Genomic DNA, 17,619 nt, shown 5'->3' with positions numbered 1-17,619 from the left:
GATTCAGGCGTTGAAGAATTCCTTCAATTCGTCCACGCGGTCCAATCGTTCCCACGTGAAATCCGGCTCGTCGCGGCCGAAGTGGCCATGCGCCGCCGTCTTGGCGTAGATGGGGCGCTTGAGGTCGAGGGCGTCAATGATGGCGCGCGGACGGAGGTCGAAGATCTCCGCAATCGCTTCGCTGATCTTGGCCGGGTCGACAGTCTCGGTACCAAAGGTTTCCACGTAGGTACCCACCGGACGTGCCTGGCCGATCGCGTAGGCGATCTGGATTTCGGCCCGCTTGGCCAAGCCTGCTGCCACAACGTTCTTTGCTACCCAGCGCATCGCGTAGGCCGCCGAGCGGTCCACCTTCGACGGATCCTTGCCGGAGAAGGCACCGCCACCGTGGCGGGCCATGCCGCCGTACGTATCAACGATGATCTTGCGGCCTGTCAGCCCGGCATCGCCGACGGGACCGCCGATGACGAAGGCGCCGGCGGGATTCAGGATATTCGCGACGTGGGAGATATCCAGGTTGGCCGCAGCCAGGACGGGGTCGATCACGTGCGAGGCGAGATCGGCGCGCAAGAGATCGAGGTGGGTTCCCTCTGCGTGCTGGCTGGAGATAACCACCGTTTCAACGGAAACCGGACGGTCACGGTCGTAGCCGACCGTCACCTGGGTCTTGCCGTCGGGGCGCAAGTAGGCCAGTTCGCCGCTCTTGCGGACTTCGGTAAGGCGCTCCGAAAGGCGGTGTGCGAGCCAAATGGGCGTCGGCATGTAGGACGGGGTCTCATCGCTCGCGTAGCCGAACATGATGCCCTGGTCACCGGCGCCCTGAAGGTCGTAGTCGTCCTCCTGGCGGCCTTCGCGGGCTTCGAGCGAATTGAAGACGCCACCGGCGATGTCGTTGGACTGCTGTCCGATGGAGACAGACACGCCGCAACGGGCGCCGTCAAAGCCATTGGCCGACGAGTCGTACCCTATTCCGAGGATGGTCTCGCGGACGATCTGCGGGATTTCAACATACGCGTCCGTCGTGACTTCACCGGCTACATGCACCAAGCCCGTGGTGGCCATGGTTTCAACAGCCACGCGCGACTCAGGGTCTGCCGCCAGGAGCGCATCAAGGATGGCGTCGCTGATCTGGTCGCAGATTTTGTCCGGGTGCCCTTCCGTAACCGACTCCGAGGTGAAGAGCCGGAGCTTGGACGTGGTGCCGTGGGATTCATGGTGCAGCGGTAAAGTCACTCGACTACCTTACTCGGTTGGGGGCGGCCGGCTTCCGCCGTATGTCCCTATGCTAAGGATGGACCAGCCAGGAAATGAGCCTCGCCCGGCGCCTACGTCGCCGGGCGTACTCGGCTTAGTTCAGTGCTGATCCGGTCAATGACAGCGGCGGCGACGTCGGATTTGGAACCCGCCGCCGACTGCGGCGCCGCGCCATGGCCGGAGAGAATGATCACAGAATTCTGGTCCTGGCCGAACACTCGCCCGACGCCGACCTGGTTGACCACCAAAAGGTCGCAGCCTTTGCGTTTGAGCTTGGCGGTGGCGTGTTCCAGGACGTCGCCGTCTTCGTCCCCGGTTTCGGCCGCAAACCCGATGATCAACTGCGTGGATGCCGCGGCGTCGCGTCGCACTACCAGTTCATGCAGGATGTCCGGGTTCTGCACGAGGCGTACCACGGGGGCGTCGTTGCCGTTGACCTTCTTGATTTTCGTGTCTGAAACTTCGGCAGGACGGAAATCCGCCACAGCCGCAGCCATGATCACGACGTCGGAGCCGACGGCGGCTTCCAGCGCGGCGTCACGGAGCTCCAGTGCGGATTCAACCTGGACCAGTTCGACGCCGGCAGGTGCCTGGACGTCCATGTGGGCAGCGAGGAACCTCACGTGGGCTCCTGCGTCAAGGGCCGCGGCGGCCAGCGCAACACCCTGCTTGCCGGAAGACCTGTTCCCAAGGAAACGGACCGGATCCAGGGCTTCCCGGGTGCCGCCTGCGGAAATCGTGATGGTGCGCCCTGCCAGGGGTTTGGGTCCAGCAAGCGGGGTTGAGGGCGAGGAGGCGTCGACCAAAGCCATGGCGGCCGCGAAGATCGCTTCCGGCTCGGGCAGCCTGCCCGGCCCGGAATCCGCTCCTGTCAGACGGCCCACCGCGGGTTCCAGGACGGTGATACCCCTGCTGCGCAGTGTTTCCACATTCGCCTGGGTGGCTTGGTTGCGCCACATTTCGGTGTGCATCGCCGGAGCGAAAAGCACCGGACCATGCGCCATGAGCAGTGTGTTGGTGAGCAGATCCCCCGCTTGGCCGGTTGCCGCCTTGGCCAGCAGGTCGGCAGTTGCCGGCGCGACCACAATGAGATCTGCTTCATGGCCGAGGCGGACGTGGTTGACCTTGTCGACGTCGTCAAAGACGCTGTTGCTCACCGGATTGCCCGAGAGGGCCTCCCACGTAGCCACGCCGACAAAGCGGATGGCGGCCTCCGTGGGAATGACCGTGACGTTGTGTCCGGCTTCAGTAAAAAGCCGGAGGAGCGATGCAACCTTGTAGGCTGCGATCCCTCCCCCGACTCCGAGGACTATGCGCACGTGACCTCCGTCAACAGGCAGTCTGTTTACTCTGCGGGCTCGATGGGCGTGGAAACCAGCAGGCCTTCGTTGATCTCGCGCAGGGCGATGGAAAGCGACTTCTCGTTCAGCTTGGTGTCGACCAGCGGGCCAACGTACTCGAAGAGGCCCTCGTGCAGCTGGGCGTAGTACGCGTTGATCTGGCGCGCGCGCTTGGCGCCGAAAATCACCAGGCCGTACTTTGAATCGGCAGCAGCAAGCAGCTCGTCGATCGGCGGGTTGATGATGCCTTCAAGGTTCGTGGACACGAATTCTCCAAATTCTAACGGGCTGACAAGTGCTAGCGCTTAGCGCTGGTGCGGGGTAAGCCCCATGAGTGAAACAAGCTCGTCCGCTGCCCGGCGTACGTCGTCATTGATGACGGTGTGGTCAAACTCCGGTTCAGCGGCAAGTTCCAGTTTAGCGGTTTCCAGCCGTCGCTGCTGTTCCTCCGGGGTTTCGGTGCCACGGCCCACCAAGCGGCGGACCATTTCGTCCCAGCTGGGCGGAGCGAGGAACACGAAGTTGGCGTCCGGAACTGCCGCCTTGACCTGGCGGGCGCCCTGCAGATCGATCTCCAACAGCACGGACCTGCCTTCGGCGATGGCGGCGTCCACGGTGCTGCGGAGCGTGCCGTAGCGGTTCTTTCCGTGGACGACGGCCCACTCAAGCAACTGGCCGTCCGCAACGAGTGCGTCGAATTCTTCGGCGGACTTGAAGTAGTAGTGGACACCGTCCTTCTCCCCCGGACGCGGTGCGCGGGTGGTGGCTGAAACCGACAGCCAGACCTCGGGGTAATTGTCCCGGATATACGTGGATACTGTTCCCTTGCCAACGGCAGTGGGGCCTGCGAGGACGGTCAGTCCCGGATTCTTGCTCACATCGTCCTTCGTGGAGATTCTATATATGCTGCGTATCTTCTAAACGCCGCATTTGTTGAACGCTGCATTCGTTTAAACTCTGTATTTGTCTTCCATAAAATCTATCAGCGACCGGGATTGGTGAATTCCCAGGCCCCTGAGCCTGCGTGAAGGAGCGATCCCGATCTCCGCCATGATGGCCGCTGCCCGTACCGGGCCAATGCCCGGTACGGCCTCGATCAGCTCGGAAACGCGCATTCGGGCGATGGCCTCGTCAGTCTGCGCCGACTTGATCAGACCGGCAATGCTGAGTTCGCCCGTCCTAAGCTGTTCCTTCGCGAGTGCGCGTCTTGCCCGGGCTCTCGCTGCCTTTTCCAAGGCATCGGAACGTTCCTCTGGCGACAGAGCCTTTAAGGTCACTGACACATCCCCCTTTGGCCGGCATCGAGTGCGTAGCGGATTGGACTGATCCCGAAGCTATCGCGTGCCCAGTGCGGAGCGCAATGCATTGGACCGACGAAGATCAGGCTCAGGCTTCCAGCAAGCCGTCGCGGGTGGACTCGGTGGCGGATCGTAGTCCGGCAATCGTTGGACCAGCCGCCAGGATTCCGCGGCTCGACGTCCCGAGGACCGCCGGGTATGCCGCGCCGAAAGTGGCACGCAGATCCGCCGTCGTGGCTCCTTGCGCGCCCAGCCCGGGCGCAAGGATGGGCCCGTGGACGGCGTCGAGGTCCAGCCCGAGTTCCACGAGCGCCCTGCCGATCGTGGCACCCACCACGAGACCGACAGACCCCATGGCACCGGGATAACGGCGGTTCTCCTCAGCCGCGGCCTCGGCGATCCGCCGGGCCACCGATTCCGTACCGCCAACATGCTGCACGGACTTGCCCTCCGGGTTGGACGTCAGGGCGAGCACGAAAACACCACGGCCGGACTCCGCCGCGAGGTCGAGCGCCGGGCGCAGCGACTCGAAGCCGAGGTACGGGCTCAGCGTCACCGAGTCTGCTGCCAAGGCGGAGCCATCCCGTAGCCAGGCGTCGGCGTAGGCAGCCATCGTGGAGCCGATGTCTCCGCGCTTGGCGTCGGCGATGCTCAATACTCCGGCGTCCGATGCGGCCGCAAGGGTCCGTTCCAGGACCGCCATGCCTGCCGAGCCGTGACGCTCATAGAGTGCCACCTGCGGCTTGACCGCGGCAGCGAGCGTTGCCACGGCCTCCACGACGGTGAGCGAAAAGCGCTTCAGGCCGGCGACGTCGTCGTTCAATCCCCAGTCCGCCAAGAGCCCCGGGTGGGGGTCAATGCCGACGCACAAGGGGCCGCGGGCTGCCATTGCGGCAGCCAGGCGGGAACCGAAAGGCTCCCTTCCCGGCTGCGCAAGTGAACGCTGCCCGGCTGCGGCAGACTCAGGCATTGACGGCCTCGGCTGCCGCGGCCTGGGAAGCTGACAGTGCCGCTGCGTGCTCCTGCAGGCTCGTCACCGACCACTCGTAGGTGCGCAGTGCCTCGATGGCCTGCACGGCGGCGTTGAACTCGGCAACCGTAGTGATGCAGGGGATGCCGATGGACGTTGCGGCCGCCCGGAGTTCGTAGCCGTCGCTGCGGGCCTCGCCGCCGGAAGGCGTGTTGAAGACCATGTCGATTTCGCCGGCGATGATGAGGTCCGCGATGGTTCCTTCGCCTTCGGCGCTGCTGCCTTCGGCAACCTTGCGGACCGGGGTGGCCTGGATGCCGTTGCGGCGCAGGACATCCGCGGTGCCACCCGTCGAGACGATCTCGAAACCGAGATCGGACAGGCGCTTGACGCCCATGATCACCGATCGCTTGTCCCGGTTGGCCACAGAGACGAAGATCTTGCCTTCGGTGGGCAACGCGTTGTTGGCCGCGGCCTGGCTCTTGGCGAAAGCGGTGTCGAAGTGCTTGTCGATGCCCATGACCTCACCGGTCGAGCGCATTTCCGGGCCGAGCAGCGAGTCCACTACCTTGCCTTCCGGGGTCCTGAAGCGGCTGAACGGCAGCACGGCCTCCTTCACCGCGACAGGCGCGTCGAGCGGCAGGGTTGAACCGTCGCCCGTCTCCGGCAGCATCTTGTAGGCGCTGCGGAGCTGGTTGATGGTGACGCCGGTGCCGATCAGGGCCGCAGCCTTGGCCATTTGCACGCCCGTTGCCTTTGAGACGAACGGAACGGTGCGGGAAGCGCGCGGGTTGGCCTCGAGCACGTAGAGCACGTCTGAAGCCAGCGCGAACTGGATGTTGATGAGGCCACGGACGCCGACGCCTTCAGCGATGGCCCGGGTGGCCGTGCGGACGCGTTCGATCACGTTGCTGCCCAGGGTGATCGGGGGCAGGACGCACGCGGAGTCACCGGAGTGGATGCCGGCTTCCTCGATGTGCTCCATGATGCCGCCGAGGTACATGTCCGTGCCGTCGAAGAGCGCATCGACGTCGATTTCGACGGCGTCCTCGAGGAAGCGGTCGATCAGCACCGGGTGGTCCGGGGTGATTTCGGTGGCGTTGGCGATGTAGCGCGAGAGGTTGGCCTCGTCGTAGACGATCTCCATGCCGCGTCCGCCCAGCACGTAGGACGGGCGGACGAGGACCGGGTAGCCGATTTCGTCGGCGATCTTCTTCGCGTCCTCGAAGGACACAGCGGTGCCGTTCTTCGGGGCGATCAGTCCGGCCTGGTCAAGCACGCGCGAGAACATGCCGCGGTGCTCGGCAAGGTCGATCGCTTCCGGGGAGGTACCCAGGATCGGCACGCCGGCGTCCGCCAGCTGCTGTGCGAGCTTGAGCGGGGTCTGTCCGCCGAGCTGCACGAACACGCCCATGACGCCGCCCGTGCGCTCCTCGGCCGCGATGACTTCGAGGACATCCTCGAGAGTCAACGGTTCGAAGTAGAGGCGCGTTGAGACGTCGTAGTCCGTGGAGACGGTTTCCGGGTTGCAGTTGACCATGACGGTCTCGTAACCGGCCTTGCGCAACGCCATGGAGGCGTGGACGCACGAGTAATCGAACTCGATGCCCTGGCCGATGCGGTTCGGTCCCGAACCCAGGATGATGACGGAAGGCTTGGAGTGCAGGCCGACCTCGTCCTCCTCGTCATATGACGAGTAGTGGTATGGGGTGTAGGCAGCAAATTCAGCGGCACAGGTGTCCACCGTCTTGTAGACCGGACGGATGCCCAGGGCCTGCCGGACGCCGCGGACAACGGCCTCCGGGTTGTGCGTCAGGGCGCCGATCTGCTCGTCAGAGAAACCGTGGCGCTTGGCGTTGCGGAGCATGTCTTCCGTCAGGGCGCCGGCCTTGCGGATCTCGTGGGACATTTCGTTGAGCAGCTGCAGCTGGTCGAGGAACCACGGATCGATCTTGGTTGCGGCGTAGAGTTCCTCAACCGAGGCACCGCCGAGCAGGGCGCGCTGGACCTGGTGGAGGCGGTCCGTCGTCGGGCGCTTGGACTTCTCGATGAGTTCCGGAACTTCCCATTCGGGAACGTGGCTGAAGTCCAGCTGCGAGCCCTTCTGCTCGAGGGAGCGAAGGGCCTTCTGCAGGGCTTCCGTGAAGTTGCGGCCCATGGCCATGGCTTCACCGACGGACTTCATGGTGGTGGTCAGCGTGTTGTCCGCGGCCGGGAACTTCTCGAACGCGAATCGCGGAACCTTGACGACGACGTAGTCGAGCGTCGGCTCGAACGATGCCGGAGTCTTCTGCGTGATGTCGTTGGGGATCTCGTCCAGGGTGTAGCCCAGGGAGAGCTTGGTGGCGATCTTGGCGATCGCGAAGCCGGTGGCCTTGGAAGCCAGCGCCGAGGATCGCGAAACCCGCGGGTTCATTTCGATGACGACGACGCGTCCTGTGTCCGGCTCAATGGCGAACTGGATGTTGCAGCCACCTGTGTCGACGCCGACTTCGCGGATGACGGCGATGGAGATGTCGCGCAGCCTCTGGTACTCGCGGTCCGTCAGGGTCAGGGCCGGGGCAACCGTGATGGAGTCGCCCGTGTGGACACCCACCGGATCGAAGTTCTCGATGGAGCAGACAACAACGACGTTGTCGTTCTTGTCGCGCATCATCTCCAGCTCGTACTCTTTCCAGCCGAGGATGCTCTCTTCGAGCAGGACCTCGGAGGTGGGGCTGTACTGCAGGCCCTGGCCCACGATTCGGCGCAGGTCGTCCTCGTTGTACGCCAGGCCCGAGCCCAGGCCGCCCATGGTGAAGGATGGGCGGACAACCATCGGGTAGCCGAGGTCTTCCGCCGCAGTCAGTGCTTCATCCATGGTGTGGATGATGTGGCTGCGCGCCGACTCGGCGCCGCAGCGTTCCACGACGCCCTTGAACTTTTCGCGGTCCTCGCCGAGTTCGATCGCGGCAATGTTGGCACCGATGAGTTCGACGTTGTACTTCTCGAGCACGCCGTTCTTGTCGAGCGCGATGGCCGTGTTGAGGGCCGTCTGTCCACCCAAGGTAGGCAGGACAGCGTCCGGGCGCTCCTTGGCGATGATCTTTTCCACTACCTCCGGGGTGATGGGCTCCACGTAGGTGGCATCGGCGAACTCGGGGTCCGTCATGATGGTGGCCGGGTTGGAGTTCACGAGGATGACGCGCAGGCCCTCCTCTTTGAGCACCCGCAGGGCCTGGGTTCCGGAGTAGTCGAATTCGGCCGCCTGGCCGATGACGATCGGGCCGGACCCGATAACGAGGACGCTCTTGAGATCTGTACGCTTTGGCATTACTTGGTGTCCTCGTTCTTCGCGGAGTTCGATGTCTGAGTGGCGGTGCCCTGTGCGGCGTCCTGGCCGTTCTTCGTGCTCTCCATCAGCTCGATGAAGCGGTCGAAGAGGTAGGCGGCGTCGTGCGGTCCGGCCGCGGCTTCGGGGTGGTACTGGACCGAGAAGGCCGGAATGTCGAGGCAGGCGAGTCCTTCGACGACGTCGTCGTTGAGGCTCACGTGGCTGACCTCGACCCGGCCGAAGCGCTCTTCGGGAGCCATGGTGGCACCGTCCATGGGAGCGTCGACGGCGAAGCCGTGGTTCTGCGAGGTGATTTCGACTTTGCCCGTGCGGCGGTCCATCACCGGCTGGTTGATTCCGCGGTGGCCGTACTTGAGCTTGTAGGTACCGAATCCGAGGGCGCGGCCCAGGATCTGGTTGCCGAAGCAGATTCCGAAGTACGGCAGCTTCTCATCGAGCACGGAGCGGAGCAGTTTCACCTGGGCATCCGCCGTGGCGGGGTCGCCGGGGCCGTTGGACATGAAGAAGCCGTCAGGGTTGACTGCCTTGACGTCTTCCAGTGTTGCGGTGGCCGGCAGGACATGGACACGTACGCCGCGTTCGGCGAAGCGGACCGGGGTCATGGCCTTGATGCCAAGGTCGATCGCGGCGATGCTGAATTTCGGCTCGCCGTCCCAGCCATGGTCCGTGGGCTCGACGACGTATGCTTCGTCGATGCTCACTTCTTCGGCCAAGCGGGCACCTTCCATGGGTGCGCTGGCCAGGACGGTGTCCAGGAGTTCCTTGTCGGTGGCCTGGGCTGCCTCGCCGGAGAAGATTCCGGCCCGCATGGTCTTGTGCTCACGCAGGTGCCGGGTGATGGCGCGGGTGTCCACGGCCTGGATGCCGACGATGCCCTGTTCGACGAGCTCTGCGTCGAGGCTGCGCTCCGAGCGCCAGTTCGATGGGCGGCGCGCGGCGTCGCGGACCACGTAGCCGGCCACCCAGATGCGGCGGGACTCGGCGTCTTCTTTGTTCACACCGGTGTTCCCGATGTGCGGAGCCGTCTGGACCACCAGTTGGCGGGCGTAGGAGGGGTCCGTAATGGTTTCCTGGTAGCCGGTCATACCGGTGGCGAAGACCGCCTCGCCCAGGGCCACGCCCGTGGCGCCATAGCTGCGGCCGCGGAACGTGCGGCCGTCTTCGAGGACCAGCACTGCCGCGGAGGACTCTGCTGGGTTGGTATTGCCTGTCACTGCGTTGGTGTCCGTCACTTTGTTACTTTCCACTATCGGCATCTGCCTGGGGGGCTGCAGAGATCAATTCTTGAAGTGCTTCGAGGAGCGGTTGCTTGTCAGCGGCGCGCCTGGGCCTGAATCCGGTATCGAGTTCGTGTTCTCCAAGCATCCAGCTCAAGACCACGAGTCCATCCTTCTCCACGAACTTGCCTGCCATTCCGTTGGCGCTGCCGCAATCGGTCACGGCTTCCGCCGGAACGAACAATGGTGCGGTCCCCTTCCGGTCGAAGAGGATGCCTTCCGGATGGACGCTCATTTCCGCGTTGCCGCGGAAGCCAAGCCCGTGGACGGCCACCCGGTCGAGCCAGTCTCCCGCCGTCGTCGTGGCCACATACTGCCCTTCAGCCACAATGCCTGCCGGGCTGAGCGGTTCAGGTACATCCGGAAGCTGCCCGAGGCCGGCCTGCCGCTTGAGCCTGCCGCGCCAACCTATCGCAATGAGTCCGGCCGCGACCGCGGCGAGAACCACAACGAGGAGCAGCGAAGCAATCTTGGTGTCCATCAGTTGCTGCCGGCGCCGGCCGGCTCCGCTGCGTAGCGGTACGGCGTGTTGAGCTTTCCGTCCAGCACGGTCGGGTGGCCCTTGAAGAAGGTGGCGACGACGGCGCCCGGCAGCTCTTTGCCCGCAAAGGGTGAGTTCCGGCCCATGGTCGCCATCTTATGCGGATCCACGGTCCACCGGGCAGCCGGATCCACGAGGATGACGTTCGCGGGCTCGCCGGCCTCGAGCGGACGTCCCTGATCCGCCACGCGGCCAATGGCCGCGGGAACCGTGGACGTGACCCGGGCGAAGTCGGCCCACGTCATGAGCCCCGTTTCGATCATGGTTTCCTGGACTACCGACAAAGCAGTCTCCAGTCCCGTCATGCCCATGGCCGCCTGTGCCCACTCGCACTCTTTGTGCTCGCTCGGGTGCGGGGCGTGGTCCGTGCCGACGACGTCGATGGTGCCGTCCGCGAGCCCGGCACGGAGCGCCTGGACATCCGCGTCGGTGCGCAGGGGCGGGTTGACTTTGTAGACGGGATCGTAGCTGCGGACCAGTTCGTCGGTGAGCAGCAAGTGGTGGGGTGTGACCTCCGCGGTGACGTTGATCCCGCGTTCCTTGGCCCAACGGACGATCTCCACCGAGCCGGCCGTGGATACATGGCAGACGTGGAGGCGCGAACCGACGTGCTGGGCCAGCAGGACGTCCCGGGCGATGATGCTTTCCTCGGCGACTGCCGGCCACCCGGCCAGGCCGAGGACCGCGGACACGGTGCCCTCGTTCATCTGGGCACCCGCGGTGAGGCGGGGTTCCTGCGCGTGCTGGGCTACGACGCCGTCGAACGCCTTGACGTACTCCAGGGCGCGGCGCATCAGCACGGGATCGTGGACGCAGATTCCGTCGTCGGAGAAGACCCGGACCTGCGCGCGGGAGTCCGCCATGGCGCCGAGTTCGGCGAGCTGCTCGCCGGCGAGCCCGACCGTAACGGCGCCCACCGGGCGGACATCCACCCAACCGGAGGCGCGGCCCAGGCTGTGGACCTGCTCGACGACGCCGGCCGTGTCCGCCACCGGGTTGCTGTTGGCCATGGCGTGGACCGCGGTGTAGCCGCCAAGGGCCGCGGCGCGGGTACCCGTCTCCACGGTTTCCGCGTCTTCGCGGCCAGGTTCGCGCAAGTGCGTGTGGATGTCTACCATGCCTGGAAGCGCCACGAGGCCCGCGGCCTCGATCACGGTGGCACCGTCGGCGGTAAGGCCGGTGCCGCGCTCAGCGATGACGCCGTCGCGGATCAGCAGGTCCTCGGCGTCGCCACCCAGGATGGCCGCACCTCGGATCAAAAAGGTACCCGTTGCTGTCCCTGTTGAGGTCTGGGTCATCAGTTGCTCTCCTTATCGGAACGGGCGGTGCCCGGCATGGGGGCGGCTTCACGGGAATCCCCCGAGAGCAGCAAGTACAGGGCGGCCATCCGGACCGACACGCCATTGCGGACCTGGGCCAGGACGGTGGAGCGCGGCGAATCGGCGGCAGCGGAAGAAATCTCCAGCCCGCGGTTCATGGGGCCGGGGTGCATGATGATGGTGTCCTTGAGCCCGAGGTCGTCGAGGGCGCGGAGGCGGGCATCGTCGAAGCCCCAGCGCCGCGAATACTCGCGGGTGGAGGGGAAGAAGGAAGCGTTCATGCGCTCACCTTGGACGCGCAGCATCATCATGGCGTCCACTCCGGCCTCGAGGGTCTCGTCGAGGTTGTAGCTGACCTTGCAAGGCCAGTGTTCGACGCCGATCGGCAGCAAAGTGGGCGGGGCCACCAGGGTTACTTCCGCACCAAGCGTGCGCAGGAGCCACACGTTGGAGCGGGCGACGCGGGAGTGCAGGACATCGCCGGCGATGGCGACGCGCATGCCCGTGAGGTCGGCGCCTGTGGACGCCGAGCCGTGCAACGAGGACCAGTGGCGACGCATCGTGAAGGCGTCCAGGAGTGCCTGCGTGGGGTGTTCGTGGGTGCCGTCCCCGGCGTTGATGACGGCCGCGTCGATCCAGTCGGTGGCAGCCAGGCGGTGCGGAGCCCCGGAAGCCCAGTGGCGGATGACTACCGCATCGGCCCCCATGGCGGCGAGCGTCTGCGCGGTGTCCTTGAGGGACTCGCCCTTCGAAACCGAGGAACCCTTGGCCGCGAAGTTGATGACGTCGGCGGACAGCCGCTTCGCCGCGGCCTCGAAGGAAATGCGGGTGCGGGTGGAGTCCTCGAAGAAGAGGTTGACCACGGTGCGGCCGCGCAGGGCGGGCAGCTTCTTGACCTCCCTGTCCCCCACTGCAGCCATCTCTTCGGCGGTGTCCAGGATCCGGATGGCGTTCTCGGCACTCAGGTTCTCGGTGGAGAGCAGGTGTTTCATGCGCCCGCCTCGATCACTACTTCATTGATGGGCTGGCCATCAACGGAATCGAGTTCCTCGAGGTGGACCCGGACCTTTTCCGAAGAAGACGTGGGCAGGTTCTTGCCGACGTGGTCCGCGCGGATCGGCAGTTCACGGTGCCCGCGGTCCACGAGGACGGCAAGGCGGACGATGCGTGGCCTGCCGAGGTCGATGATGGCGTCGAGGGCTGCCCGGATGGTGCGGCCCGAGTACAGGACGTCGTCGATGAGGACAACAACCTTGTTGTCGATGCCGGACAACGGCAGCTTGGTGGGGTATGGAGGCCTGGCGGGCTGGTGCGAAAGATCGTCACGGAACATGGTGACGTCCAGCTGACCGACAATCGCGGAAGCGTTGACGGACGGATCCGCGGCGGCGATTTTCTCTGCCAGCCGCACTGCCAGCGGATAACCGCGGCGTGGGATGCCCAAAAGAACCAGGTCCTGGGAGCCTTTGTTGGCTTCGAGGATCTCGTGGGCGATACGAGTGAGCGCACGATCGATATCCGCGTGGTTGAGAACAACCCGGGACGGCACCGGCGCAGTGACTTCAGTCATCGCTCGTCTCCCCTTTCCCCGCCTCACGGGACGGAATTAAAAAAGGAACATTTGCTCTTCAAAATTACCACAGGGCTCAGGCCCGCCAGACGCGCCCAGGGCCAGTCCGCTGCGTTTTAGCTCACAGTTGCGGGTGCGACGAAGGGCCGGTGCCCGCGGTTTCCCGTGGCTCCGGCCCTTCGTCTGCTTCCAATGCCGCTTATGCGAGCAGTGAAGGCTTCAGCGTCTGCAAGCGGCCGAGGAGGCCGTTGATGAACGCAGGGGATTCGTCGGTGGACATGACCTTGGCCAGGGCTACCGCTTCGCTGACTGCTACGCCGTCAGGCACGTCGTCGTTGTAGAGGAGTTCCCAGGCGCCGATCCGCAGGATGATGCGGTCTACCGCCGGCATCCGCTCCAAGGTCCAGCCCTGGGCGTAGGTCTGCAGGAACTCGTCGATGGTGGGCTGCATGGCAACCACGCCTTCCACGATGTCCACCGTGTACGGGTTGACGACGAGGTCGGTCATTTCCCGGCGGGCCTTCAAGACCTCGAAAGCGGAGGCGGAACGCTGCTCCGCCTCGAACAGTACTTCGAGGGCCCTGTTACGGGCCTTACCACGGGCGCTCACTAGTCGTTGACCCGGCCCAGGTAGCTGCCGTCGCGGGTGTCGACCTTGACCTTGGTGTTGTTCTCAACGAAGAGGGGCACCTGGATCTCGTAGCCGGTCTCGAGGGTAGCCGGCTTGGTTCCGGCCGAGGAGCGGTCGCCCTGCAGGCCCGGCTCGGTGTAGGTGATTTCGAGGACAACGCTCGGGGGCAGTTCGATGTAGAGCGGGGTGCCCTCGTGGATGGCGATGTTGACCATCTGGTTTTCCAGCATGAAGTTGGTGGCGTCGCCTACCGTGGCACCGGAAACCGTGATCTGGTCGAAGTCCTGGGTGTCCATGAACACGAAGTCCGCGCCGTCCTGGTACAGGTACTGGTAGTCGCGGCGGTCAACCGTGGCGGTTTCGATCTTGAGGCCGGCGTTGAAGGTCTTGTCGACCACTTTGCCCGACATGACGTTGCGCATCTTCGTGCGCACGAACGCGCCGCCCTTGCCCGGCTTGACGTGCTGGAACTCAATGATGTTCCAGAGCTGGCCCTCGAGCTTCAGCACGGTTCCATTCTTGATGTCATTTGTGGTTGCCACTAGTATCCTCTGGTTTCTCTCACTGGTGCTAGCTACCGCTTTAGCTACTGGTTTAGCTTCCAGCCGACTATGCCAAGCAGGCATGCCGTGACGGCCGCCAGCGCGTATTTATCAAAAATCCAAAGTCCATTCTACCGGCAAAATGCGCCGAGCCTGGCCGCGCCCGTGTCAGGAGGCGAACTCGAGGACGTTCCGGGCGCGCTGCAGGGCCACAGCAGAGGAGTAGATCAGCGAAGCGTCGGCCGCCAAGGCGACCCGCAGGTCCAAGGCCTTGGTAAACGATTCTGCAGCGGCGACGTGATTGCCGGCCACAAAATAGGCCCGCCCCAAATATTGGTGGACGACAGGTTCCTTGGCGGTGCCGTGGACTTCGCCCAGGAGTTGGCGGAAGAGCTCCACGGCCCGGTCAAAGCGGTTGGTGGCACGGTGCAGTTCGGCCTCGAAGATCCGTAATTTGAACGACTCGGGATCGTTGTAGCGCGCCTCGGCCAACAACTCGGCGGCTTCACCCGGGTGGCCTTCGAGCATGAGGGCCATGATGCGGTCGGCCGGATCGCTCGACTCGGCCAGTGCGGACTGCATGGCTTCCTCGTTGACGATGGCCGGCAGGAGGGTGTCAGGGTTGGTGCGCACCCCGGGGAATCCGCCCGTGGGCCAATCGCTGATGCTGCTGAAGGTCTCGGTGGTCATGATGCGATCTCCTGGTAGGCAGCGAAGAGCAACGAGGTGTCCGGAACGTCAAGGATTCCGGGCTTTGCGACGCCGTCGAGCACCACGAAGCGCAAGAGGTCTCCGCGGGATTTCTTGTCACGGCGCATGCCGTCCAGCAGGCCCTGCCAGCGGTCCCGGCGGTAGGTGACCGGCAACCCGAGTCCCTCCAGGATGGTGCGGTGCCTGTCGGCGTCGACGTCGGAAAGCCGGCCGACGCTGCGGGCGAGCTCGGCGGCAAACATCATGCCGACCGAAACCGCTGCGCCGTGGCGCCACGAGTAGCGTTCCACGAGTTCGATCGCATGGCCAAGGGTGTGCCCGTAGTTGAGGATTTCACGCAGGCCGGATTCCTTGAGGTCTTCGGAAACCACCTTCGCTTTGACCGCGATGGCGCGTTCGATGAGCTCGCGGAGCACCGCCGAGCCTGGATCGGTGACTTCCTCCGGCTTGTTTTCGACGAGTTCCAGGATGGCGGGATCGGCAATGAATCCGCACTTGATGACCTCCGCCATTCCGGAGATCAACTCGTTCTTGGGCAGCGTCTGGAGTGTGTCCAGGTCCGCGAGGACAGCCGCGGGCGGATGGAAGGAACCTACCAGGTTCTTGCCTTCGGCCGTGTTGATGCCGGTCTTGCCGCCAACCGATGCGTCCACCATACCGAGGAGGCTCGTGGGCATGTGGATGACCTTGACGCCGCGCAGCCACGTTGCGGCGACGAATCCGGCGAGGTCGGTGACCGCGCCGCCGCCGACCGCCACGATGGCGTCGGAGCGGGTGAAGTCGTTCTGGCCAAGCACTTGCCAGCAGAAGGCGGCAACCTGGATGTGCTTGCCTTCTTCGGCGTCGGGGATCTCGGCTGTGAGGGCCGTGAACCCGGCAGCCTCGAGTTCGGCGCGGACCGTATCGCCCGTGAGGCGCAGGGCACGAGGGTGGATCACGAGAACCCGCCGGACCCGCTCGCCCAGCTTCGCGGGAAGGGTCTCCAGGAGCCCGCGCCCGACAACGACGTCATAGTTCTCGTTGGCGGACTGGCCAGTGACCTTGATGACAGTTGCTTCGTTGCTCACTTTTGCACTTCCTCTTTCAAGGCCGCGTATTCACGCAGTCTTTCCTCCACGTGGAGGGCGATTTCCGCCACTGTCCCGGACCGGACGTCGACGATGATGTCTGCAAGGCGTTCATAGACTGGACGCCGGGCGGCAAAAAGGGTCTCCCAGCGGGCCATGGCGTCGCCGGCCAGGAGTGGCCGGCCTGTGTTGCGGGCAATGCGCTCGGCGACAGTCTCGGCGTCGCACTCAAGGTAGATCACGGTGCAGTCGCCCAGCAGCTGCTGCGTGCCCGAATCGAGCACTGCGCCGCCACCCAGCGAGACTACGGCACGGTTGATGTTCGCAGCGTCGACGGCGCGTGCCACCGTCCTGGCCTCGATCTCCCGGAATGCGTGTTCTCCGCGACCGGCGAAAATATCCGCAATCGTGCCGTGGTGCTCAACGATGACGGCGTCCGTGTCCACGAAGGGCACGCTCAATTGTTGGGCGAGTTGCTGGCCGATGACCGACTTGCCGACGGCCATTGGCCCAACCAAAACGATCGCGCGCCCATAACCGGCGCCCGAGTTACCGCGGACCACTAGTGGCCGACCGAGTCCAGGGTTGCCGGGATGCTGTCCAGGTAACCCCGAAGGTTCCGGGCGGTCTCAGCGACCGAGTCACCGCCGAACTTCTCGGCAACGGCCTCGGCCAACACCAGGGCAACCATGGCCTCGGCCACGACACCCGCCGCCGGAACGGCACAGACGTCGGAGCGCTGGTGGTGCGCCTTGGCGGCCTCACCGGTGCTCACGTCAATGGTCTTCAACGCACGCGGGACGGTGGCGATGGGCTTCATGGCGGCACGGACACGCAGGACCTCGCCGATGCTCATGCCGCCTTCGATGCCACCGGCCCGGTTGGTCTTGCGGACGATCCGGCCGGTCTCGTCCTTGACGATTTCATCGTGCGCGGCGGAGCCACGGCGGGCCGCTGTCAGGAAGCCATCGCCGACTTCGACGCCCTTGATTGCCTGGATGCCCATCAGGGCAGCGGCCAGGCGGGAGTCGAGGCGACGGTCCCAGTGCACGTAGCTTCCGAGCCCCGGCGGAAGGCCGTAGGCCAGGACTTCGACAACACCGCCGAGGGTTTCGCCTTCCTTGTGTGCTGCGTCGACCTCGGCCACCATGGCGTCGGAGGTCTCCCGGTCGAAACAACGCAGAGGATCGGCGTCGAGGGCCAGGACGTCGGACGGCACGGGCAGGGGGCGGCCCTCGGGCACGGTCACGCTCGCGATGGATACGGTGTGGCTCACGAGCTCGATGCCAAGCTGCTTCAGGAATTGCGAAGCGACGGTACCCAAGGCGACACGCGTGGCGGTCTCGCGGGCGCTGGCGCGTTCCAACACAGGGCGGGCCTCAGGGAATCCGTACTTCTGCATGCCTGTGAAGTCCGCATGGCCGGGCCGCGGACGTGTCAACGGCGCATTGCGGGCTTGGTCCGCGAGGACTGCGGGGTCCACCGGGTCGGCAGACATGATCTGCTCCCATTTGGGCCATTCGGTGTTGCCGATCTGGATCGCGACGGGGCCACCCTGCGTCACGCCGTGCCTGACGCCGCCAAGGATGGTCACTTCGTCCTGCTCGAACTTCATCCGGGCGCCGCGGCCATAGCCGAGACGGCGACGCGCCAAGGCGTCACGTATTTCCTCGCTGGTGAGTTCAACACCGGCGGGGACGCCTTCAACAATTCCGAGCAGTGCCGGGCCATGGGATTCACCGGCAGTCAACCAACGCAACATATA

The 17,619-nt window shown here is 64.9% G+C and carries 18 protein-coding genes; all 18 read right to left on the bottom strand.

Annotated elements, in window-relative coordinates; genetic code table 11:
- Positions 1-3: 3 nt before the first annotated feature.
- Positions 4-1,233, bottom strand: coding sequence for a methionine adenosyltransferase (metK, locus tag QRN51_RS07410; RefSeq protein ID WP_284989282.1), 1,230 nt, complete (start codon positions 1,231-1,233; stop codon positions 4-6).
- 92 nt (positions 1,234-1,325) lie between these two features.
- The gene (gene coaBC, locus QRN51_RS07405) at positions 1,326-2,573 is read right to left on the bottom strand and encodes a bifunctional phosphopantothenoylcysteine decarboxylase/phosphopantothenate--cysteine ligase CoaBC (RefSeq protein WP_284989281.1); all 1,248 of its coding nucleotides are present in this window, start codon (positions 2,571-2,573) and stop codon (positions 1,326-1,328) included.
- Positions 2,574-2,599: 26 nt separating this feature from the next.
- Entirely contained in the window at positions 2,600-2,860 is a 261-nt protein-coding gene (rpoZ, locus tag QRN51_RS07400) for a DNA-directed RNA polymerase subunit omega (RefSeq protein ID WP_028267125.1), read from the bottom strand.
- 39 nt (positions 2,861-2,899) lie between these two features.
- Entirely contained in the window at positions 2,900-3,472 is a 573-nt protein-coding gene (gene gmk / locus QRN51_RS07395; protein WP_059389188.1) for a guanylate kinase, read from the bottom strand.
- Positions 3,473-3,544: 72 nt separating this feature from the next.
- The gene (gene mihF, locus QRN51_RS07390) at positions 3,545-3,871 is read right to left on the bottom strand and encodes an integration host factor, actinobacterial type (RefSeq protein ID WP_084784535.1); all 327 of its coding nucleotides are present in this window, start codon (positions 3,869-3,871) and stop codon (positions 3,545-3,547) included.
- 109 nt (positions 3,872-3,980) lie between these two features.
- Complete coding sequence (gene pyrF / locus QRN51_RS07385) at positions 3,981-4,862, bottom strand: orotidine-5'-phosphate decarboxylase (RefSeq protein WP_284989280.1); 882 nt, start codon at positions 4,860-4,862, stop codon at positions 3,981-3,983.
- Positions 4,855-8,175: a carbamoyl-phosphate synthase large subunit gene (gene carB / locus QRN51_RS07380; RefSeq protein ID WP_284989279.1), complete on the bottom strand. Its 3,321-nt coding sequence runs from the start codon at positions 8,173-8,175 to the stop codon at positions 4,855-4,857. The genes pyrF and carB overlap by 8 nt, the downstream gene beginning before the upstream one ends.
- The gene (carA, locus tag QRN51_RS07375; RefSeq protein WP_284989278.1) at positions 8,175-9,452 is read right to left on the bottom strand and encodes a glutamine-hydrolyzing carbamoyl-phosphate synthase small subunit; all 1,278 of its coding nucleotides are present in this window, start codon (positions 9,450-9,452) and stop codon (positions 8,175-8,177) included. The genes carB and carA overlap by 1 nt, the downstream gene beginning before the upstream one ends.
- Positions 9,433-9,954, bottom strand: coding sequence for a PH-like domain-containing protein (locus tag QRN51_RS07370; protein WP_284989277.1), 522 nt, complete (start codon positions 9,952-9,954; stop codon positions 9,433-9,435). The genes carA and QRN51_RS07370 overlap by 20 nt, the downstream gene beginning before the upstream one ends.
- Positions 9,954-11,312 (bottom strand): dihydroorotase, encoded by a 1,359-nt coding sequence (locus QRN51_RS07365; RefSeq protein WP_284989276.1) that lies wholly within the window; start codon positions 11,310-11,312, stop codon positions 9,954-9,956. The genes QRN51_RS07370 and QRN51_RS07365 overlap by 1 nt, the downstream gene beginning before the upstream one ends.
- Positions 11,312-12,325, bottom strand: coding sequence for an aspartate carbamoyltransferase catalytic subunit (locus tag QRN51_RS07360; protein ID WP_284989275.1), 1,014 nt, complete (start codon positions 12,323-12,325; stop codon positions 11,312-11,314). The genes QRN51_RS07365 and QRN51_RS07360 overlap by 1 nt, the downstream gene beginning before the upstream one ends.
- Positions 12,322-12,903, bottom strand: coding sequence for a bifunctional pyr operon transcriptional regulator/uracil phosphoribosyltransferase PyrR (gene pyrR / locus QRN51_RS07355; RefSeq protein ID WP_059389191.1), 582 nt, complete (start codon positions 12,901-12,903; stop codon positions 12,322-12,324). Before pyrR ends, QRN51_RS07360 begins: the two co-directional genes overlap by 4 nt.
- A gap of 199 nt (positions 12,904-13,102) precedes the next feature.
- Complete coding sequence (nusB, locus tag QRN51_RS07350; protein WP_059389192.1) at positions 13,103-13,513, bottom strand: transcription antitermination factor NusB; 411 nt, start codon at positions 13,511-13,513, stop codon at positions 13,103-13,105.
- Entirely contained in the window at positions 13,513-14,076 is a 564-nt protein-coding gene (gene efp, locus QRN51_RS07345) for an elongation factor P (RefSeq protein ID WP_028267136.1), read from the bottom strand. Before efp ends, nusB begins: the two co-directional genes overlap by 1 nt.
- Positions 14,077-14,244: 168 nt before the next feature.
- The gene (locus QRN51_RS07340; RefSeq protein ID WP_059389193.1) at positions 14,245-14,766 is read right to left on the bottom strand and encodes a tetratricopeptide repeat protein; all 522 of its coding nucleotides are present in this window, start codon (positions 14,764-14,766) and stop codon (positions 14,245-14,247) included.
- Complete coding sequence (gene aroB, locus QRN51_RS07335) at positions 14,763-15,854, bottom strand: 3-dehydroquinate synthase (RefSeq protein WP_284989274.1); 1,092 nt, start codon at positions 15,852-15,854, stop codon at positions 14,763-14,765. Before aroB ends, QRN51_RS07340 begins: the two co-directional genes overlap by 4 nt.
- On the bottom strand, positions 15,851-16,417 hold the full coding sequence (locus QRN51_RS07330) for a shikimate kinase (protein ID WP_284989273.1): 567 nt from the start codon (positions 16,415-16,417) through the stop codon (positions 15,851-15,853). Before QRN51_RS07330 ends, aroB begins: the two co-directional genes overlap by 4 nt.
- On the bottom strand, positions 16,417-17,616 hold the full coding sequence (aroC, locus tag QRN51_RS07325) for a chorismate synthase (protein ID WP_059389196.1): 1,200 nt from the start codon (positions 17,614-17,616) through the stop codon (positions 16,417-16,419). The genes QRN51_RS07330 and aroC overlap by 1 nt, the downstream gene beginning before the upstream one ends.
- Positions 17,617-17,619: the final 3 nt, after the last annotated feature.

Source organism: Arthrobacter sp. efr-133-TYG-120 (assembly GCF_030209785.1).
Classification (GTDB): domain Bacteria; phylum Actinomycetota; class Actinomycetes; order Actinomycetales; family Micrococcaceae; genus Arthrobacter.
The sequence above is the reverse complement of the archived record's forward strand: the minus strand, read 5'-3'. Positions and strand labels throughout refer to the sequence as shown.